17 protein-coding genes and 1 pseudogene are annotated in these 17,342 nt (G+C 64.7%); 9 read left to right on the plus strand and 9 right to left on the minus strand.

Features of this window, described 5'->3' with window-relative positions:
• Positions 1 to 175: 175 nt before the first annotated feature.
• Genes FJ418_RS30330 through FJ418_RS30340 form a run of 3 tightly spaced genes read right to left on the minus strand, consistent with a single transcriptional unit; the run spans position 176 to position 2,708 of the window.
• Positions 176 to 592: a cupin domain-containing protein gene (locus FJ418_RS30330; protein ID WP_140871898.1), complete on the minus strand. Its 417-nt coding sequence runs from the start codon at positions 590 to 592 to the stop codon at positions 176 to 178.
• A 4-nt stretch (positions 593 to 596) separates the two neighbouring features.
• On the minus strand, positions 597 to 1,499 hold the full coding sequence (locus tag FJ418_RS30335) for a phosphoenolpyruvate hydrolase family protein (RefSeq protein WP_246683280.1): 903 nt from the start codon (positions 1,497 to 1,499) through the stop codon (positions 597 to 599).
• A gap of 12 nt (positions 1,500 to 1,511) precedes the next feature.
• Positions 1,512 to 2,708: a Tm-1-like ATP-binding domain-containing protein gene (locus FJ418_RS30340; RefSeq protein ID WP_140871900.1), complete on the minus strand. Its 1,197-nt coding sequence runs from the start codon at positions 2,706 to 2,708 to the stop codon at positions 1,512 to 1,514.
• Between the two features lie 156 nt (positions 2,709 to 2,864).
• On the opposite strand from FJ418_RS30340, the gene FJ418_RS30345 reads away from it, so the two are divergent.
• From FJ418_RS30345 to FJ418_RS30375, 7 genes are all read left to right on the plus strand, one after another.
• Positions 2,865 to 3,548 (plus strand): TetR/AcrR family transcriptional regulator, encoded by a 684-nt coding sequence (locus FJ418_RS30345; RefSeq protein ID WP_140871902.1) that lies wholly within the window; start codon positions 2,865 to 2,867, stop codon positions 3,546 to 3,548.
• A 354-nt stretch (positions 3,549 to 3,902) separates the two neighbouring features.
• A complete protein-coding gene (locus FJ418_RS30350; RefSeq protein ID WP_140871904.1) occupies positions 3,903 to 5,219 on the plus strand; it encodes an ABC transporter substrate-binding protein in 1,317 nt (438 codons plus the stop codon).
• Positions 5,220 to 5,289: 70 nt separating this feature from the next.
• Entirely contained in the window at positions 5,290 to 6,195 is a 906-nt protein-coding gene (locus FJ418_RS30355; RefSeq protein ID WP_140644644.1) for a sugar ABC transporter permease, read from the plus strand.
• Between the two features lie 3 nt (positions 6,196 to 6,198).
• Positions 6,199 to 7,158, plus strand: coding sequence for a carbohydrate ABC transporter permease (locus FJ418_RS30360; protein ID WP_140644643.1), 960 nt, complete (start codon positions 6,199 to 6,201; stop codon positions 7,156 to 7,158).
• Positions 7,155 to 7,391: a hypothetical protein gene (locus FJ418_RS30365; RefSeq protein ID WP_140644642.1), complete on the plus strand. Its 237-nt coding sequence runs from the start codon at positions 7,155 to 7,157 to the stop codon at positions 7,389 to 7,391. The genes FJ418_RS30360 and FJ418_RS30365 overlap by 4 nt, the downstream gene beginning before the upstream one ends.
• Positions 7,388 to 8,491: an ABC transporter ATP-binding protein gene (locus tag FJ418_RS30370; protein ID WP_140644641.1), complete on the plus strand. Its 1,104-nt coding sequence runs from the start codon at positions 7,388 to 7,390 to the stop codon at positions 8,489 to 8,491. The genes FJ418_RS30365 and FJ418_RS30370 overlap by 4 nt, the downstream gene beginning before the upstream one ends.
• Positions 8,491 to 9,594, plus strand: coding sequence for an ABC transporter ATP-binding protein (locus FJ418_RS30375; RefSeq protein WP_140871906.1), 1,104 nt, complete (start codon positions 8,491 to 8,493; stop codon positions 9,592 to 9,594). The genes FJ418_RS30370 and FJ418_RS30375 overlap by 1 nt, the downstream gene beginning before the upstream one ends.
• Here FJ418_RS30375 and FJ418_RS30380 read toward each other — a convergent pair.
• Both FJ418_RS30380 and FJ418_RS30385 read right to left on the minus strand, forming a co-directional pair.
• Positions 9,572 to 9,990, minus strand: a pseudogene (locus tag FJ418_RS30380) (DUF4437 domain-containing protein). The gene FJ418_RS30375 and the pseudogene FJ418_RS30380 overlap by 23 nt on opposite strands.
• Positions 9,991 to 10,094: 104 nt before the next feature.
• Positions 10,095 to 11,063, minus strand: coding sequence for an AraC family transcriptional regulator (locus FJ418_RS30385; RefSeq protein WP_140871908.1), 969 nt, complete (start codon positions 11,061 to 11,063; stop codon positions 10,095 to 10,097).
• Positions 11,064 to 11,234: 171 nt separating this feature from the next.
• On the opposite strand from FJ418_RS30385, the gene FJ418_RS30390 reads away from it, so the two are divergent.
• Positions 11,235 to 12,452 (plus strand): MFS transporter, encoded by a 1,218-nt coding sequence (locus tag FJ418_RS30390; protein ID WP_140871910.1) that lies wholly within the window; start codon positions 11,235 to 11,237, stop codon positions 12,450 to 12,452.
• Positions 12,453 to 12,521: 69 nt separating this feature from the next.
• Here FJ418_RS30390 and FJ418_RS30395 read toward each other — a convergent pair whose 3' ends face one another.
• Positions 12,522 to 12,869: a GFA family protein gene (locus FJ418_RS30395; protein WP_140871912.1), complete on the minus strand. Its 348-nt coding sequence runs from the start codon at positions 12,867 to 12,869 to the stop codon at positions 12,522 to 12,524.
• 118 nt (positions 12,870 to 12,987) lie between these two features.
• On the opposite strand from FJ418_RS30395, the gene FJ418_RS30400 reads away from it, so the two are divergent.
• Positions 12,988 to 14,283, plus strand: coding sequence for an amidase (locus FJ418_RS30400; protein WP_140871914.1), 1,296 nt, complete (start codon positions 12,988 to 12,990; stop codon positions 14,281 to 14,283).
• A 72-nt stretch (positions 14,284 to 14,355) separates the two neighbouring features.
• Here FJ418_RS30400 and FJ418_RS30405 read toward each other — a convergent pair whose 3' ends face one another.
• From FJ418_RS30405 to FJ418_RS30415, 3 genes are all read right to left on the minus strand, one after another.
• Positions 14,356 to 15,336: a hydroxyacid dehydrogenase gene (locus FJ418_RS30405; protein WP_140644635.1), complete on the minus strand. Its 981-nt coding sequence runs from the start codon at positions 15,334 to 15,336 to the stop codon at positions 14,356 to 14,358.
• A gap of 62 nt (positions 15,337 to 15,398) precedes the next feature.
• Positions 15,399 to 16,115, minus strand: coding sequence for a FadR/GntR family transcriptional regulator (locus tag FJ418_RS30410; RefSeq protein WP_140644634.1), 717 nt, complete (start codon positions 16,113 to 16,115; stop codon positions 15,399 to 15,401).
• Positions 16,116 to 16,117: 2 nt separating this feature from the next.
• Complete coding sequence (locus FJ418_RS30415) at positions 16,118 to 17,287, minus strand: mandelate racemase/muconate lactonizing enzyme family protein (protein ID WP_140871916.1); 1,170 nt, start codon at positions 17,285 to 17,287, stop codon at positions 16,118 to 16,120.
• Positions 17,288 to 17,342: the final 55 nt, after the last annotated feature.

Below are 17,342 nucleotides of genomic sequence, written 5' to 3' on the forward strand. Positions count from 1 at the left end.
AGCCATCGCATCAAGAAATGCGCCTGGAACGACGACTATCTCATCAATGCGATCACTCATATGCGATAGCCCTGCCCCGAGGGGAGAGGTGCGGGTGGCGCCGGCGCCACCCTCTTCTCCCCTCGGGAGAAGGTGGCCGCGAAGCGGCCGGATGAGGGGGCTGCGACGCTGAAGATTATTTGCCCGCCGGCAGCAGCTTGAAGTCCGGCAGGTCGCGTAGCGCGAGTTCCGGTCCGGCTGGGGAATAGACGACGAAAAGCTGCATCGGCTGGTCGCCGGTGTTGAGCGTCGAGTGGAAGCGGCTTTCCGGCACGTAGATGGTGCAGCCGGGACCGACCTTGGCCACCACAGGATTGCCGTTCTCGTCCTCGACCATCTGCTCGCCATTGCCGGAGATGACGAAGATGATTTCTTCGGCGCCCGGATGGTTGTGCCGGGTGTGACCCTTGCCCGGCGGCAGGTCGACGACGCCGCCGGAAAAGCGGGCGGCGCCGTTCACTTCCGGCGCGACGGTCAGCGACAGCTTGCCCCAGTCGAAACCGAAGGCGCTGACATCCTTCGGGTAGACGAAAACCTTGCTCTTGTCGGCCATTGCTTCATCCCTTCCTTTTCGTTTTTGTCGGGGCATCGGATTTCCCCAAAACCGGCTTCCACTTTTGGGTCCGATGCCCCAGCGCGACCGCCTTGAAGTCCGCCGTCTGCCTGGCGATTGCTGCCTCGGCCGGCAGCCGCTCCATCGAGCTTGCGCCATAGAAGCCGTGCAGCCCCTCGCAGCGCTCGAGGATGTAGCGCGCATCGTCGGGCATCGAGATCGGCCCGCCATGGCAGAGCAGGATGACGTCCTTGCGCACCGAGCGCGCGGCGTCGGCGATGGCGTCGATCTCCTTCACGCAGGCGTCGAGCGTTTTCGCCGAGGTGGCGCCGATCGAGCCGCCGGTCGTGACGCCCATATGGGCGACGACGATGTCGGCGCCGGCCCGCGTCATGGCGCGCGCTTCGTCCGGATTGAAAACGTAGGGCGTGGTCAGGAGATCGAGCTTGTGCGCCTCGGCGATCATGTCGACCTCGAGGCCGAAGCCCATGCCGGTCTCCTCGAAGCTTTGGCGCATGGTGCCGTCGAACAGGCCTACGGTCGGAAAATTCTGCACGCCGGAAAAACCCATCGTCTTCAGTTCGACCAAAAGCAGCGGCATGATGACGAAGGGGTCAGTGCCGTTGACTCCGGCCAGCACCGGCGTCTTCTTCACCACCGGCAGCACTTCATAGGCCATCTCCTTGACGATCTCGTTGGCGTTGCCATAGGCAAGCAGGCCGGCGGCCGAGCCGCGCCCGGCCATGCGGTAGCGACCGGAATTGTAGATGATGATAAGGTCGATGCCGCCGGCTTCCTCGGCCTTGGCCGACAGGCCGGTGCCGGCGCCGCCTCCGACGATCGGCACGCCGTCGGCGATCATGTTGCGGAATTTTTCCAGGATCGTTTTGCGGGGAATGGCGGCCATGCTTGTCGTCTTTCAGTTTTGGGCGATGTTGAGGAACGCCTCGGCGGCAGCCTTGGCGAATGCGGGGTCGTTGATGTGCAGCGGCAGGCGCGTCACGGTGCGGTCCGTGGTCGGCTCGATCGTGCGCTCGATGGCGTCGAACAGTGTCGCGTCCGCGTCCGGATCGAAGAAGGCGCCGCCTTCTATATCCAGCGCCGACACGCCCTTTTCCGGGATCAGGAAACGGACCGGGCCGTCGCACCGGGCGAGGCGGCCGCCGATCCATTCACCGATCCTGCGGCATTCCTCGGCCGTGGTGCGCATCAGCGTGACGTTGGGGTTGTGCTCGTAGAACAAGCGTCCGCGATAACGATCGGGGATCGTGGCCGGCGCCCAGAAATTCACCATGTCGAGGGCGCCCACCGAGCCGACATAGGGCAGCTTCGCGCGGGCAATCGCGCCGAAGCGATCCTCGGTCGCGGGCAGCACGCCGCCGAACAGGAAGTCGCAGACTTCGGTCGTGGTGATGTCGAGGACGCCGGCCAGCAGACCGCTGTCGGCGAGCTTCTCCATCGAGCGGCCGCCGGTGCCGGTGGCGTGGAAGACCATGCAGTCATAGTCGGCGCGCAATCGATCGACGATCGCGGTCACGCAGGGCGTGGTGACGCCGAACATGGTGAGCCCCAGCGCCGGCTTGCCGGCGGCGGCCGGGGCGGGCTTCGCGGCCATGCCGGCGATAGCCTGGGCGGCATTGTGCAGCACCGTGCGGGAGAGCCTGTTCAGTCCCGCCATGTCGGTCACCGACGGCATCATGACGATGTCGGAGACGTCGACGTAAGGCGCGGTATCGCCGGAGGCCAGCGTCGAAACCATGAGCTTCGGCAGGCCGAGCGGCAGCGCGCGCATGCCGGCGGTGACGATCGACGTGCCGCCGCCGCCGCCGATGCCGATGATGCCGGCGATGTCGTTGCGCGACCGGATGAAATTGACGAAGGCGGCGCCCATGCCGGCGACGGCGGCGCCGCGGTCATCGAGGCCGAGAACCGCGCCGGCTCCCTTGGCATGATGCGTGGCGACCTCGCTTGCGGGGATGTCGACCGGGACGGTCGCGCCGCGCGTGCCGATATCGACACGCATGACCGCGCCGCCGGCCTTGGCGACGGCATCGGCCAGGAAGACGAGTTCCTCACCCTTGGTGTCGGCGGTGCCGACCACATAGATGCGCCCCATCGGTGGTTCCCCGTCATCCGGCATGTCCGGCATCGCCGTCCGCCTCTTTTGCCCCACCCTTAAGCTCCTCGGCAAAAGCCTCGTCGCTGGTGGGGACCCCATTATCGCCTGGCGTTGCGCCATTGCAAATTTTTGAGACGCGCGTATCGTATTGATATGGATGTCTCACGTCAACAAGCCACCTCCAACGATGATGCCGCCCAGGCGCCGGCCGTCGAGAAGGGGCCGCGCGCCCGCACAAAGCGACTGATGCTGGAGACGGCGACGAGGCTGATGCAGTCCGGCATGACCCCGTCGGTCAGCGAGGTCGCGGAGGCGGCGGAGGTGTCGCGCGCGACCGCCTACCGCTATTTCCCGAGCCAGGCGGCGCTGGTGCAGGCCGTGGTCGACGAAGGGCTCGGCCCGATCCTGACCTGGAAGTCGGCGTCCGACGATGCCGAGCGGCGCGTGGCGGATCTCTTCGCCACCGCGATGCCGCGCATCGAAGCCTTCGAGGCGACCTTCAAGGCGGCGCTGAAACTGTCCCTCGATCAATGGGCGCGGCGCGAGGCGGGCACGCTCGGATCGGAACCGGCCTTAAAGCGCGGCCATCGCGTCGACTTGCTGAAGGATGCGATCGCGCCGCTCAAGGGGCGCTTGAAGCCGCGCCAGCTCAAGCGCCTTGCCCAGGCGCTGTCGCTGGTGTTCGGCGTCGAGGTGGTCACGGTGTTGAAGGATATATGGGGGCTGGACAGCGCCGAGATGATGTCGGTCGCGCAATGGGCGGCGGGCGCGCTGGTGCGCGCCGCGATGGCGGAATCGGAGGCGAAATCGGCGATGTCCAAGGCAACAGCGGCCTAAATCTGGTTCGACCAGATTAAGGGGACAGTTTGGAATGTTAATTGTGATGGGCAGCCTGTGGCAAGGGCCCTGCATATCAAGGAGTAGGAAAAGCAAAGGAAAACAGGCAGATATCGTAATGTTTCGCTTTTTCGGCTACCGCTGGCCGCTCAAGAAAGCGCTTGACGCCAAGCCGGAATTGGTAATACCAGATCAAGACAGATAAAGCGGATCAAAAAGTGAAGGCTGCGATCCATTTCCGGCAGGGCGACGAGGCCTGGAACCGGAGAGGCGCCATCACAGGAGGAACTACCAGGGCCGGCTTTCGCTGCCAGCCCGCATGAGACGGTAGAATGCGCACAAGGGAGGTAAACTATGCGCAAGTTAGTGACCAGCGTGCTTGCTGGTGTCGGCCTGGCGCTTGCCTGCGGGACATCCGTGCACGCGCAGGAAAAGTCGCTCACCATCTTCTGGGCGGAATGGGATCCGGCCAACTACCTGCAGGAACTCGGCAACGAGTATGAGAAGGAAACCGGCGTCAAGATCACGGTTGAAACCACGCCGTGGTCCGACTTCCAGACCAAGGCATTCACCGAGTTCAACGCCCATGGCGACGCCTATGACCTCGTGGTGGGCGACTCGCAGTGGCTCGGCGCGGGCTCGACCGGCGGCCACTATGTCGACCTGACCGACTTCTTCAACAAGTACAACCTCAAAGAAGTCATGGCGCCGGCGACGGTCAAATACTACGCTGAATATCCCGGCAACAGCGGCAAGTACTGGGCAATCCCGCTCGAGGGCGACGCCGTCGGCTGGTCCTATCGCAAGGACTGGTTCGAGGACCCGAAGGAAAAGGAAGCCTTCAAGGCCAATTATGGCTACGACCTCGACGTGCCGAAGGATTTCAAGGCGCTGCGCGACATCGCTGAATTCTTCTACCGGCCGGACCAGAAGAAATACGGCATCGCCATCTACACCGACAATTCCTATGACGCGATGGCGATGGGCTTCGAGAACGCCCTGTTCTCCTACGGCGGCGAGCTCGGCGACTACTCCACGTACAAGGTCGACGGTATCGTCAACTCCGACAAGGCCGTCGCGGCACTGGATGCCTACAAGGAACTCTACAAGTTCACGCCTCCGGGCTGGGCCAAGTCGTTCTTCGTCGAGGACAACCAGGCGATCACCGAGAACCTCGCGGCGATGAGCATGAACTACTTCGCCTTCTTCCCCTCGCTGATCAACGAGTCGTCAAACCCGAACGCCAAGAACACCGGTTTCTTCGCCAATCCTCCGGGACCGAATGGCGACCAGTTCGCGGCTCTCGGCGGCCAGGGCATCTCCATCGTCTCCTATTCGCAGAAGCAGGACGAGGCGATGAAGTTCCTGGAATGGTTCATCAAGGACGACACCCAGAAGAAATGGGCGGCTCTCGGCGGCTATACCTGCAGCGCCGCGGTGCTGAAATCGCCGGAATTCCAGAGTGCAACGCCGTACAACAAGGCCTTCTACGAGACCATGTTCAAGGTGAAGGACTTCTGGGCTGTGCCGGAATATGCCGAACTGCTGCAGCAGCTCAACCAGCGCGTCTATCCCTACATGATCGGCGGCTCGGGCACGGCCAAGGAAACGCTGGACGCGCTTGCCGCCGACTGGAACGCGACCTTCAAGAAATACGGCCGCGTGAAGTAACCGACATGCCTCACGGAGGAGGCTTCTCATGCCTCCTCCGTTTGCTTTTTTGAGAATCCGGAGCAGGGTTTTGGCGAGCACGATGATCACTACGCTGGACAGGTCCTCGCGGGCCGCAGCGCGCGGCCTCAGCGACATTTCGATCCGCAATCTCTTCATCATCCCGACGATCCTGTTCCTGATCGTCTTCAACATCTTTCCGTTGATCTATTCGCTTGGCTATTCCTTCACCGATTTCCGCGCGTCGACCAACGCGCCGGCTAATTTCGTCGGACTGCAGAACTATCGCGATCTGCTCAACGACCCCTATGTCTGGTCGAACTTCGCCATCACCGCGAAATACGTGATTGTCTCGGTCGTCGGACAACTGCTTGTCGGCTTTGGCGTGGCGATGCTGCTCAACCGGGATATTCCGCTCAAGGGCCTTATCACTACGCTGCTGTTACTGCCGATGATGCTGTCGATGGCCGTCGTCGGCCTGTTCTGGAAACTGCTTTACGACCCGTCATGGGGCGTCATCAACTATGCGCTCGGGCTCGGCAATTTCGAGTGGCTGGCAGACCCGAAGATGGCGCTCTATGCGGTCGCCTTGACCGATATCTGGATGTGGTCGCCCTTCGTCATGCTGCTGTCGCTGGCCGGCCTCTCGGCGGTGCCGAAACATCTCTACGAGGCGGCGGCGATCGACCGCGCCGGCCCGTTCTACACCTTCTTCCGCATCACCCTGCCGCTGGTCGCGCCGATCCTGATGATCGCGGTCATTTTCCGCACCATGGAAGCGTTCAAGACCTTCGATCTCGCCTACATCCTGACCAGCCAGCCGACGGCCGAACTTATCTCGATCCGGCTCTACAAGATGGCTTTCCAGGAATGGCAGACGGGGCGCTCCTGCGCCATGGCCTACATCGTGCTGATCATGGTGCTGGCGATCACCAACATCTACGTCAAATACCTCAACAAAGTGAAGGAGCGCTGACAGATGGCCGCCGTCCGCACTTCTTCAGAAATCACCTTCAACCGCATCGCCATCGTCATCGTTCTGCTGGTGACGATCATTTTCCTGGCGCCAATCTACTGGATCGCCTCGACGGCATTCAAGCCGCGCGCCCTCGCCACCACCATCCCGCCGACGGTCATCTTCCAGCCGGAGATATCGCCCTTCGTGAAGCTGTTCACCAAGCGGTCCCAGATGCGCAATCCGCCGACGCCGGAAGAATATGCGGCCGCCCCATGGTGGGAGCGCGTCGTCTTCGACGGCGGCGAAAAGATCGTGCGCGACGGCAAGGGTGAGGTGCAGTGGTCGGGCTATCCGAGCCGCTTCCTGAACTCGCTGATCGTGGCGATCACCTCGACCGTGCTCGCAGTCGGCATGGGCACGTTCACAGCCTACGGCTTCTCGCGCTTCAAGGTGAAGGGAGAGGCGGACCTGCTCTTCTTCATCTTGTCGACGCGCATGCTGCCGCCGGTGGTGGTCGCGATCCCGATGTTCCTGATGTACCGGGCCGTGGGGCTGAACGATTCCCATCTCGGGCTGATCATCCTCTACACCGCCTTCAACCTGTCCTTCTCGGTCTGGCTGATGAAAGGCTTCATCGACGAGATCCCGAAGGAATATGAGGAGGCGGCGCTCGTCGACGGCTACACGCGCATGGAAGCCTTCTTCAAGATCGTGCTGCCGGAGGCCGCCACCGGCATCGCCGCCACCGCCGTGTTCTGCTTCATCACGGCGTGGAACGAATATGCCTTCGCGCTGATCATGACCAACCGCCGCGCGCAGACCGCGCCGCCCTTCATCCCGAGCCAGGTCGGCTCCGGCCTGCCCGACTGGACGGTGATCGCCGCCGGCACGTTCCTGTTCCTGCTGCCGGTCGCGATCTTCACCTTCCTGCTCCGCAACCATCTGTTGCGCGGCATGTCCTTCGGAGCGATCCGCAAATGAGCTTTCGCGCGATCAACGAGAAATATCTGGAGCCTGGATCGCAGATCCTGATGGTGCTCGGCATTGTCGCGCTCTGCCAACCCTGGAACATGCCGCTCCACACTTACGGCGTGACGATCATCCTGATCGGCCTGATCGGCTTCAACGTCACCTCCAAGATCCCACGCGAGGAGCAGGCCGGCACCGGACACGGAGCCGACCAGCAGGCGCGCAACGCGGGGGCACAGCATTGACCCAGATCGAGCTTCGCGGCGTCCAGAAATTCTTCGGCGCCGTCCAGGTCATCAAGGACCTGAACCTCAAGATCGACGACAACGAGTTCATCGTGCTGCTCGGACAGTCGGGCTGCGGCAAGACGACGACGCTGCGCGCCATCGCCGGGCTGGAGACAATCGACCAGGGCGACATATTGATCGACGGCAAGCCGGTGCAGCATCTCAAGGCTGCCGACCGCGACATCGCCATGGTGTTCCAATCGTTCTCGCTCTATCCGCATATGAACGTCTACGAGAACATCGCCTTTCCGCTGCGCGCGACGCGCAAGAGCAGGAGCGAGATCGACACCGAGGTGCGCTCGGTAGCCAAGACGCTGCAGATCAGCGATCTTCTCAACAAGAAGCCCTCGGCGCTGTCGGGCGGCGACATGCAGCGCGTGGCCATCGGCCGGGCGCTGGTGCGGCGCCCGAAGGCGATGCTGATGGACGAGCCGATCGGCGCGCTCGATGCCAAGCTGCGCGAGGAAATGCGCGCCGAGATCAAGCGGCTGCATATCAAGCAAGGCTCGACCAGCATCTATGTCACGCACGACCAGATCGAGGCGATGAGCCTCGCCGACCGCATCGTCATCATGCATGAGGGCGTGCTGCAGCAGGTCGGCACGCCGGACGAGGTCTATTCGCATCCGGCCAATCTGTTCGTCGCGCAGTTCGTCGGCAGCCCGGTGATGAATGTGGCTGAGGCGACGGTCGCCGAGAATGCGTCGGCAGCTTCCGTCTCCGTCGGCGGCGCGGCCACCGGCTTCGAGTTTCCGCGCGCGCTGCTTTCCAAGCTCAACGGTCATGCCGGCGGCCAGCTGACGCTCGGCATCCGGCCGGAAGGCGTGCTGGTGCGCCGCGAGGCGACGGACGGCTTCCTGCCAGTCGAAACGCAGATCGTCGAGCCGCTGGGATCCTTCGATATCGTCGATCTCAAGGTCGGCTCCAAGATGCTGCGCGCCCGCACCAAGAGCGGCTTCATCGGCGGTGCGGGCGAAAAGGTCTATGCGCGGATCGATCCTTCGCAGGCGCATTTCTTCGACGCCGCGAGCGGCAAGTCGCTCGGAGTGAGATTGTAATGGCCCATATCCAGCTGAAGAACATCTCCAAGACGTTCGGCACCCACACGGCTCTGTCCAATCTCGATCTCGACATCGCCGACGGCGAATTCTTCGTGCTGCTCGGCGAGACGGGCGCCGGCAAGACGACGACGCTGAGGATGGTCGCGGGCCTTGAGAAGCCGACCGAGGGCCAGGTCTTCATCGACGGCGTCGACGTCGCCGACTGGGGCGCTGCCGAACGCGACGTGGCGCTGGTGCTGCAGCAATATTCGCTCTATCCGCGCTACACGGTGCGGCAGAACCTCGAATTTCCGCTAAAGCCGAAGATCCGCCGGCTGCCGGATGCCGAGATCAAGGACCGCGTGGCGCGCGCGGCCCGCACGCTCAGGATCGAGCACCTTCTCGACCGCAAGACGGACCGGCTTTCCGGCGGCGAGATGCAGCGCGTGTCGATCGGCCGGGCGATCGTGCGCAAGCCGCGCGTGTTCCTGATGGACGAGCCGCTGTCGGCGCTCGACGCCAAGCTGCGCGAGGCGCTGCGCACGGAATTGAAGAACCTGCAAATGCAGCTCGGCGCCACATTCCTGTTCGTCACGCATGACCAGATCGAAGCCATGTCGATGGGCGACAAGGTCGGCGTGCTCAACCATGGCCGCATCGTCCAGACGGGCACGCCGCATGAGATCTACAACAATCCGCGCGACACCTATGTCGCGAGCTTCGTCGGTTCGCCGCCGATGAACCTCATCGACGGCAGGCTGGTCAACGACCGCGCCGTGATGGCGCCGATGAATTTCGAGCTGCCGCTGACAGTTGGGGCCAAGACTTTTGGCGGGGGCAGGACGAGTGGCGCGACCGACGGTCGGCCACTCGTCTTCGGCATCCGTCCGGAGGACGTCTACCTGGAGAGCGGCGCGCCGGTCGAGGCGCGCGTCCACGACGTCGAGAACCACGGTGTGGAGAAGATCCTGACGCTTAGGGTCGGCGAAACGATGCTGCGGGCAACCGTGCCGGCCAGGACCGATGTCGCGATCGAACAGCCGGTGCGCTTTGCCTGGAACCCGGACAAGGTGGTGCTGTTCGACAAGGGCAGCGGCGTCAGCCTGCGGCACGCCGGATAGCGGTCAGCAGGATCACGCGTTCGGTGTCCGACAGGCAGGCATCGTCATGCATTTCGTCGGCCTTCTGGGTCCAGTAGGAGCCGGCGGCAACTCGACCCTGTTGGCTTCGCCGCCCTGCATCTGCCAATGCGCCCAGAGGCCCTTGATGACCACGGCGCGGTAATCGGCGGTGTGGGCTTGGACGGGCGCGCGCCAGTTGCCGGGAACCTTCAGCAGCGTGCCGGCCGGGCCTTTCGTTCGTTCGCCCCATAGCGGACCGAGGCGCTGTGGCTGGCCCGGCGCTTCGACGGCGTAAGGGATCTTGTCGGCGGGCAGGTAGCTGTCCTCGAGCGCGAAAGCCGGGCTTGGCAGGATGGCGAGCGCGGCAAGCGCAAGCGATGCAAGACGATTGGGCATGGCGGTTTCCTCCGCCAGCCAGCTTATGCGGCCTCGGCCGTCGGGGAATGGCGAGTTGTCCAAAAGACTTGGCATTCCTCCAGCTCGGCGGCCGGTTAACTGCTCTAGGAGTGTTCTTCACTGCTGCTGTTGCGGAAATGACTTGGCGCCACGCCCATCACCCGCTTGAAGGCGCGGCTGAAGGAGGCCTCCGAATCGTAGCCCAGCCTCGATGCCGCCACCGAAACCCGCATGCCGTCGCGGGTGAGCCATTGCCGCGCCTGGTGCATGCGCACACGCAGCACATATTTGGCCGGCGTCTCGCCGACCACGATGGCGAAGCGCTGCGCAAAGGCGGAGCGTGAGGCGCCCATCATCCTGGCCAGCGCCTCGACCGTCCAGTCGCGCTCCGGCTGCAGGTGGATAGCGGCAAGCACCTTGCCGACATCCGGGTTGCGCACGGCGGCGATCCATCCGGTGGCATCGCCGCAGCCATTCTCCACCCAGGAGCGGATGATGGTGGCCGCGAGCACGTCGGCCAGGCGGGCGAGGATGCCGCCGGAGCCGACGCGGTCCATCGTCACCTCGCCCGCCATCGCGTCGAGCAGATGCTGGATGCCGGGCGCGTTGGCCATCAGCTTATGCGCCTGCATCAGGTCGGGCATCATCTCCAGCAGCGGATGCGAGCCGTCGAGGTTGAAATGCATGCTGCCGCAAAACAGCAAGGTCTTGCAGCCGTCGCAGCCGTTCGAGACGTCGTAGATGTTCTCGCACACCGGCTCGATCGTGTAGCGGCCGATCGGCACCGGCGGCACGCCGGGCGCGCTCGCCAGCACATGCTCGTCGCCGCGCGGGATCAGCAGCGCGTCGCCCACCGAGAGCTTTATCCATTCCTTGGCCGGCGAGAACAGCCAGCAGCCTCGCTGTCCGATGAAATGGAAGCGCGCCGCCTTCTGCGCGGGGAAGGAAACGGCCCACGGCTCGCCAAGCACGCAGCGGCCGTAATCGACGCCGTCAAGGCGCAGGCCGCGCAACATGTCGGTCAGCGGGTCGCCGGAAGCCTGCAGAATGGTTTTGGACGAATTGTAATTCATTTCGGCGTTTCTAGCATGGAAACTCCAGCCGGTCACTCCCTATGTTGCGCTGCAGCCAAATGTTGCGCCGCAACCAAATCGAACTGACAGAGCCGCCCGCCGGCATGTAACGGGTGGAGTCCGATCTGGTCATCTCTTGCGTGGCGCCGCAAACAGATCGGAGATTTTGCCATGACCGAACCCGCAACGGGCGCCGTCGACGCCACTATTCTCGACGCAAGCGAGCCGGACGAACGAACCGAACCGGCCTGGGGAGCGGTGGTCTCGCTGGCGCTCGGCGTTTTCGGCCTGGTGACCGCCGAATTCCTGCCCGCCAGCCTGTTGACGCGGCTGGCGCAGGACCTCGGCGTCAGCGAAGGCGCCGCCGGCCAGGCGGTGACGGCGACGGCCGTCGTCGGCGCGATCGCGGCGCCGACCATGGCGATCGTCACCAAGCGGCTCGACCGCCGGCTGGTCATGTGGATCCTCTCCGTCCTTTTGATCGTCTCCAACCTCGTCGCCGCCTTCGCGTCCTCGCTCACCATGCTGCTTCTTGCCCGCGTGGTGCTCGGCGTTGCGCTTGGCGGTTTCTGGTCGATGTCGGCGGCCATGGCGCTGCGGCTTGTGCCGATGCGGCTGATGCCGCGCGCCATGTCGATCATCCTGACCGGCGTCTCGGTCGCCACGGTCACGGCGGCTCCGGTCGGTGCCTATGTCGGCGATATCTGGGGCTGGCGCACCGCCTTCATGATCGCGGCGGTCGTCGGCGGGCTGGCGCTGCTGGTGCAACTCGCCACCTTGCCAAGCCTGCCGCCGACGGCAGTCGCGAGCTTCCGCACGCTGGCCGAGGTGCTGAAGCGGCCGATGATCCGCATCGCGCTGCTGGTCGTTCTCTTGGTCGCGTCCGGACAGTTTGCCGGCTTCACCTATGTGCGGCCGTTCCTGGAGACGGTGCCGGCGATGCCGATCGAAACCATCTCGCTGGTGCTGCTCGCCTATGGCATCGGCGGCTTCTTCGGCAATTTCGCCGGCGCCTTCCTGGCCGAGCGCAACCTGAAGATGGCGGTCGGCCTGGCGCCGCTGCTGATCGCCTTGTCGGCGGCGGCGCTGCTCGTGCTCGGCGCCTCGCCGATAACGGCGGCGGTCGCGGTCACCGCCTGGGGCTTTGCCTTCGGCGCCGTTCCGGTCGGCCTGCAGACCTGGCTGGTGCGCGCCGCGCCTGACCAGGCCGAGAGCGCCGGCGGTCTGATGGTCGCGACCTTCCAGGTGGCGATCGCGCTTGGCGCCGTCGTCGGCGGTCTTCTGGTCGATCATGCCGGTGTCGCCACAGCCTTCGCCTATAGCGGCGTGGCGACCTTGCTCGCGGCGCTGGTGGCCTTCCTGATGGGACCGAAGCAGGCTGCCGAGTAGCTAAGATTGCTTGCCTCCCAGGCATCGGCCCGGCGGCCCTCACGGGCGCCGGGCCGATAATTTTCAGCTTCAGGCCGAGCGGCCGTCGAACTCGAACACTTCGACGGTCTTGAGGTCGACGCCGTCGAGGCAGTTGATGTTGACATAGGCGGATCGTTCGTTGCCCTCGCTGACATCCTCGGCGAAAGGGTGCATGCCGCAGGTGCGGCAGAAGCGATGCGTGATCGCGCCTTTGCCGAATGTGTAGCGGCCGAGGTCGTCGCCCCAGGCGACCAGATTGAGCTTCTCATGCGGCACGGCCCACAACAGCGCGCCCTTGCGCCGGGAGATCGAGCAATTGCAGCGCACGGCCATGCCGAGCTCGCCCTCGACCTCGAACGCCACCTTGCCGCAGTGGCAGCTGCCTTTGTACAGCATCAGCATCTTCCCATCGCTGGCAGGGTGCAAAGGCACGCTTGCCGGTTTATCTCTTGGCTGGCCCAACATCAGGCCGTGCCTAAAAGACGTTGCAACTTTGCAGGGCCCGACATCGAAAATGCAATCCGTTCGCGACCGTCTTGAAATCATCCTGTCACGTCTTGCCAATCGCGCGGCCGACGAGAAGGTCTATACGAAGCTCTACGCCGAGGCGGCGCGCGCAGCCGCTGATGCGGCCGATGCCCGCCGCAAGGCCGGTGTGAGCCTCGGACCGCTCGACGGGCGCATCGTCTCGATCAAGGACCTGTTCGATGTCGCAGGGGAGCCGACGACGGCCGGGTCGCTGATCCATGCCGAGGCCTCAGCCGCTGCGCGAGATGCGGCGATCGTGCGGAGGCTGCGCCAGGCGGGAGCCGTTATCCTCGGCAAGACCAACATGACCGAGTTCGCCTTCACCGCGATCGGCGACAATCCGCATTACGGCACGCCGGGCAATGCCGCCGATGCAAGCCTGATCCCGGGCGGGTCGTCATCGGGGGCGGGCGTTGCGGTAGGCGAGGGCACGAGCGACATCTCGATCGGTTCGGACACCGGCGGCTCGGTGCGCATCCCGGCCTCGCTCAACGGCGTTGTCGGCTTCAAGCCGACGGCGGGGCGCGTGCCTTTGGTAGGCGCTTTTCCGCTGTCGATGACGCTGGATTCGATCGGGCCGCTTGCCCGCAGCGTCGCCGATTGCGCGATCACCGATGCGATCATGGCGGGACAAGAGCCAACGGCGCTTCGGCCGGTCCCACTCGCCGGCCTGCGCATCGGCATCCCGCGCGGCATCTTGTTCGGCGAGACGCAAGCGGAGGTCGCCGCGGCCTTCGAGGGCTGCATCGATCGGATCGGGCTAGCAGGCGCCCGCGCTGCCGATTTGTCCATCGACGATCTCATCGCCGAGATGCGCGCCGCCACCAAACGCGGCACGATCGCCTCCATGGAAGGCGCGGAAGTGCATGCCGACTGGCTGGCGAGCGGCGCTTCGGTACCGGCCGATCCGCATGTCACCGGGCCGTTGTCGCGCGCGCTGGCCGTTCCCGCTTCCGCCTATATCCGCACGATCCGCCGTCGCGGCGAGCTTGTGGCAGCCATGGCGGAACGGCTGGAGACAGTCGATGTGCTGGCCTTGCCGACCGTGCCGATGGTCGCGCCTTCCATTGCCGCAATGGCTGGCGACGAAGCGCTGCGCGACAAGACGGAAGGGCTGCTCCTGCGCAACACGCAGGTCGCCAACCAGTTCGCCCTGTGCGCGATCTCGCTGCCGATGCCCGGCATGAAGCTGCCGGCTGGTTTGATGCTGGTGGGCAAGCACGGGCACGACAGTCATCTGCTGCGCATTGCTGCCGCGGTCGAGACCTTGCTTGGCCGTTGATAGGGCGCGGCGAACCGGGGGGCGCTGTCCCGCTGTCATCTCTGGCTGCATCGTCGCGATGGTCGCCGGGAACTAACCGTCGGCCGGAAAGCGCCGCCGGTAGTGCTCGACGACTTCCGGATTGCGCAGATTGACCGGCAATTTGCCGGCGAGCACCAGCAACGCCTCGCCGGCGGCGCCGACCCCCATGCGCATCATCGATTCTTCGGTGATGCCGGCCATATGCGGGGTGACGATGACATTGTCGAAGCCGAAATAAGGATGGTTGGGCGGCAGCGGCTGCGTGGAAAAAACGTCCAGCGCGGCGCCGCCGATGCGGCCCGCTCGCAACGCTTCGATCAGCGCCTCGTCGTCGACCACCGGGCCGCGCGAGACATTGATCAGCAGCGCGTTGGGCTTCATGCGGGCGATGCGCTCGCGGCTGATCAGGCCGCGCGTCTCCTCCGTCAGCGGGCAGCAGAGCACGATGATATCGCTCTGCTCGACCAGCGCGTCGATCGACAGGAAGCCGACACGTTCGGGCGCCGGACGCAGGCTTCGCGTGGTCGCCACGACATTGAGGTCGAAGCCATGCGCGGCGATATGGCCGACGGCCTGGCCGACCGCGCCGAGGCCGACGATGCCGATGGTCTTGCCGGCAAGCTCGCTGGTCGAATTGGCATGTTCGCGCCCAGCAAGCCAGCCCTTGGCGCGCAGGTCGCGGTCCATCGTTCGGAAGCGCCGCAGCAGCGCAAGGGCCACGAACATCACATGCTCGGCGACCGAGCGGGCATTGACGGCGGGCACATTCGCCACCAGCACGCCGGCGGCGGTCGCGGCCTCGACGGGGATCATGTCCAGCCCGGCGCCGTGGCGGATCGCGGCGCGCAGGTTCGAAGCACCCGCAAACAGCTCCGGCGGCAGCGGCGCGCGCACGATGACGATGTCGGCGTCGCTCGCTTCGGCGGTCAGAGTCTTGGGATCGAGCGCGGAAGCGACGGCCAGCCGCCCGGCGCCCGCCAGCATGGCCGTGGCGCGCGGATGCAGCGGATGCGTCGACAGGATCTTGCGCATGAGGTTTTGTTTTTCTCCGCATTTCTGCGACGCCAAGCGATAACGCTTGGCTGCAAAATGCTCTAGGCCTTTTCGAGCGCCGGGCTTTTCGGCTCCATTCCGCGGCCTTCGATGATCCCCTTCCAGTAGCTCTCGGCGCCCTGCAAATGGGCGTTCATCAAGGCCTGGGCGAGGTTGCCGTCGCGGCGCAACAGCGCCTCGTAGATCTGGATATGCTCGGCATGTGAGCGCACGCTGCGTTCGGGATCGTTGAAATAGATCGGCAGGCGCTGCTCGCCCATCAGGTAGTAGACGCTGCAGATGTTGTGGAAGACGCTGTTCTTGGTCGCGCGCACGATCTCGAGGTGGAACTCGCGGTCCTCCTTGGCGAGGCCTTCGCCGGCGGCGATGCGCTCTTCGGAGGCTTTCAGGATCTCGCGCAGGCGTTCGAAGTTTTCTTCCGTGGCGCGCGAGCAGGCAAGCTCGGCCGCCTTGATCTCGTGGATCTTGCGCAACTCGACCGTCTCGTAGATCTGCACCGGATCGAGCGGCAGGCCGGCGCGGGCGAAAAGCGCCAGCGCTTCCACGCTCGCCTGCTTAGTGTCGATATAGATGCCGGACTTGGCGCGTCGCTCGACGATGCGCATGGCTTCCAGGATGGCCAGCGCTTCGCGGATCTGGCCGCGGCTGACGCCGAAATGCTCCGCCAGCTCGCGCTCCGAGGGCGTGCGGCCGGACTCCTTGTCCGAGTTGGCGAAGAGGTAGGCGGCAAGTTCCGCGAGAAGGTTCTTTTCTTTCATCGTCAAATACGTTGCGCGTGCGCCTCCAGGAATCGCTCGGAGATGGTGAAACCCAATCCAGGCTTTTCAGGGATCGCTACCATACCGTCCTTCGCTTCGACAGTCTCCTCGACAAGGTCGTGGATCATCGGGTTGGCGCCGAGCGAATATTCGATGATGAAGCTGGCGGGCGAGGCGGCACAGACATGCAGCCCGGCAAAGAAGCAGGGCGCGCCGGCCCACAGGTGCGGCGCGAAGCGCAGGTTGAAGGCGCTGGCGATGGTGCCGATCTTCATCGCCTCGCTGATGCCGCCGCAAAACGCCGGATCCGGCTGGAAGATGTCGGCCGATTTCAGCACCGCCAAGTCGCGGAAGGCGTAGCGCGTCGCCTCGCTTTCGCCTGTCGCGATCGGCATCGCGCCCGAGGCGCGCACTTCGGCCATGCCCGGCTTGTCGTCGGCGATCACCGGTTCCTCGAACCAAGCAAGGTCGAGATCGGCGGTGAGCCTGATGAAGCGCTTGGCCTCGGCGACGGTGTAGGTGCCATGCGCGTCGACCATCAGATCGACATCGGGCCCGATCGCCTGCCTTGCGGCGCGCACGCGCGCGGCCGAGACATGCGGGGAACCGTCCATGGCGCCGACGCGCATCTTCAGCGCCTTGAAACCACCCTTGGCGATATAGGATTTCAACTGCTCGCCGATGGCGTCGGCGGAGGCCCAGCCGCCCGAGGCATAGGCCTGCATCCGCTCGACCTTACGGCCGCCGAGCAGCCGCCATACCGGCTGCCCCAGCGACTTGCCGAGAATGTCCCAGAGCGCGATGTCGACGGCGCTGATCGCCGCGACGCTCATGCCGCGCCGCGCCAGCTGCGGCATGGCATGGCCGGCATGCGCGGCCGTCTCGTACCGCACACCGTTGTAGAGCATTTCCCAGATGATGCCGATGTCGGCCGGATCGTGGCCGATGAGCTGTGGGCCGATCTCGTGGTTGAGCATATGGACGAGCGCGCCATAGCTGCCGGCGCTGCCGGCGGCGTTCTTGCCCTCGCCCCAGCCGACCAGGCCATCGTCGGTTTCGATGCGCAAAATGGCGGCGTCGAACGTCGTCACCTGACCGAAGTCGCTGCGATGCTGCTTCGCGACTTCGATCGGGATACGAACCCACCAGGCCTGGACGCGTTTGATGCGCATGTTTTCCCTTCGGCCCCTCCGCCCGCCGGGTGGAAGGGATAGGTTTCAATCGGAG

Origin of the sequence: Mesorhizobium sp. B2-8-3, assembly GCF_006440815.1 — a bacterium.
Taxonomy (GTDB): Bacteria; Pseudomonadota; Alphaproteobacteria; order Rhizobiales; family Rhizobiaceae; genus Mesorhizobium.

What these genes read in the sequence shown, in the direction of transcription:
- FJ418_RS30360 (WP_140644643.1), top strand. Translation starts at nt 6,199, where the DNA reads ATGGCCGCCGTCCGCACTTCTTCAGAAATCACCTTCAACCGCATCGCC.
- FJ418_RS30345 (WP_140871902.1), top strand. Translation starts at nt 2,865, where the DNA reads ATGGATGTCTCACGTCAACAAGCCACCTCCAACGATGATGCCGCCCAG.
- FJ418_RS30375 (WP_140871906.1), top strand. Translation starts at nt 8,491, where the DNA reads ATGGCCCATATCCAGCTGAAGAACATCTCCAAGACGTTCGGCACCCAC.
- FJ418_RS30410 (WP_140644634.1), bottom strand. Translation starts at nt 16,115, where the DNA reads ATGAAAGAAAAGAACCTTCTCGCGGAACTTGCCGCCTACCTCTTCGCC.
- FJ418_RS30415 (WP_140871916.1), bottom strand. Translation starts at nt 17,287, where the DNA reads ATGCGCATCAAACGCGTCCAGGCCTGGTGGGTTCGTATCCCGATCGAA.
- FJ418_RS30330 (WP_140871898.1), bottom strand. Translation starts at nt 592, where the DNA reads ATGGCCGACAAGAGCAAGGTTTTCGTCTACCCGAAGGATGTCAGCGCC.
- FJ418_RS30395 (WP_140871912.1), bottom strand. Translation starts at nt 12,869, where the DNA reads ATGCTGTACAAAGGCAGCTGCCACTGCGGCAAGGTGGCGTTCGAGGTC.
- FJ418_RS30335 (WP_246683280.1), bottom strand. Translation starts at nt 1,499, where the DNA reads ATGGCCGCCATTCCCCGCAAAACGATCCTGGAAAAATTCCGCAACATG.
- FJ418_RS30365 (WP_140644642.1), top strand. Translation starts at nt 7,155, where the DNA reads ATGAGCTTTCGCGCGATCAACGAGAAATATCTGGAGCCTGGATCGCAG.
- FJ418_RS30350 (WP_140871904.1), top strand. Translation starts at nt 3,903, where the DNA reads ATGCGCAAGTTAGTGACCAGCGTGCTTGCTGGTGTCGGCCTGGCGCTT.
- FJ418_RS30390 (WP_140871910.1), top strand. Translation starts at nt 11,235, where the DNA reads ATGACCGAACCCGCAACGGGCGCCGTCGACGCCACTATTCTCGACGCA.
- FJ418_RS30400 (WP_140871914.1), top strand. Translation starts at nt 12,988, where the DNA reads ATGCAATCCGTTCGCGACCGTCTTGAAATCATCCTGTCACGTCTTGCC.
- FJ418_RS30385 (WP_140871908.1), bottom strand. Translation starts at nt 11,063, where the DNA reads ATGAATTACAATTCGTCCAAAACCATTCTGCAGGCTTCCGGCGACCCG.
- FJ418_RS30340 (WP_140871900.1), bottom strand. Translation starts at nt 2,708, where the DNA reads ATGGGGCGCATCTATGTGGTCGGCACCGCCGACACCAAGGGTGAGGAA.
- FJ418_RS30405 (WP_140644635.1), bottom strand. Translation starts at nt 15,336, where the DNA reads ATGCGCAAGATCCTGTCGACGCATCCGCTGCATCCGCGCGCCACGGCC.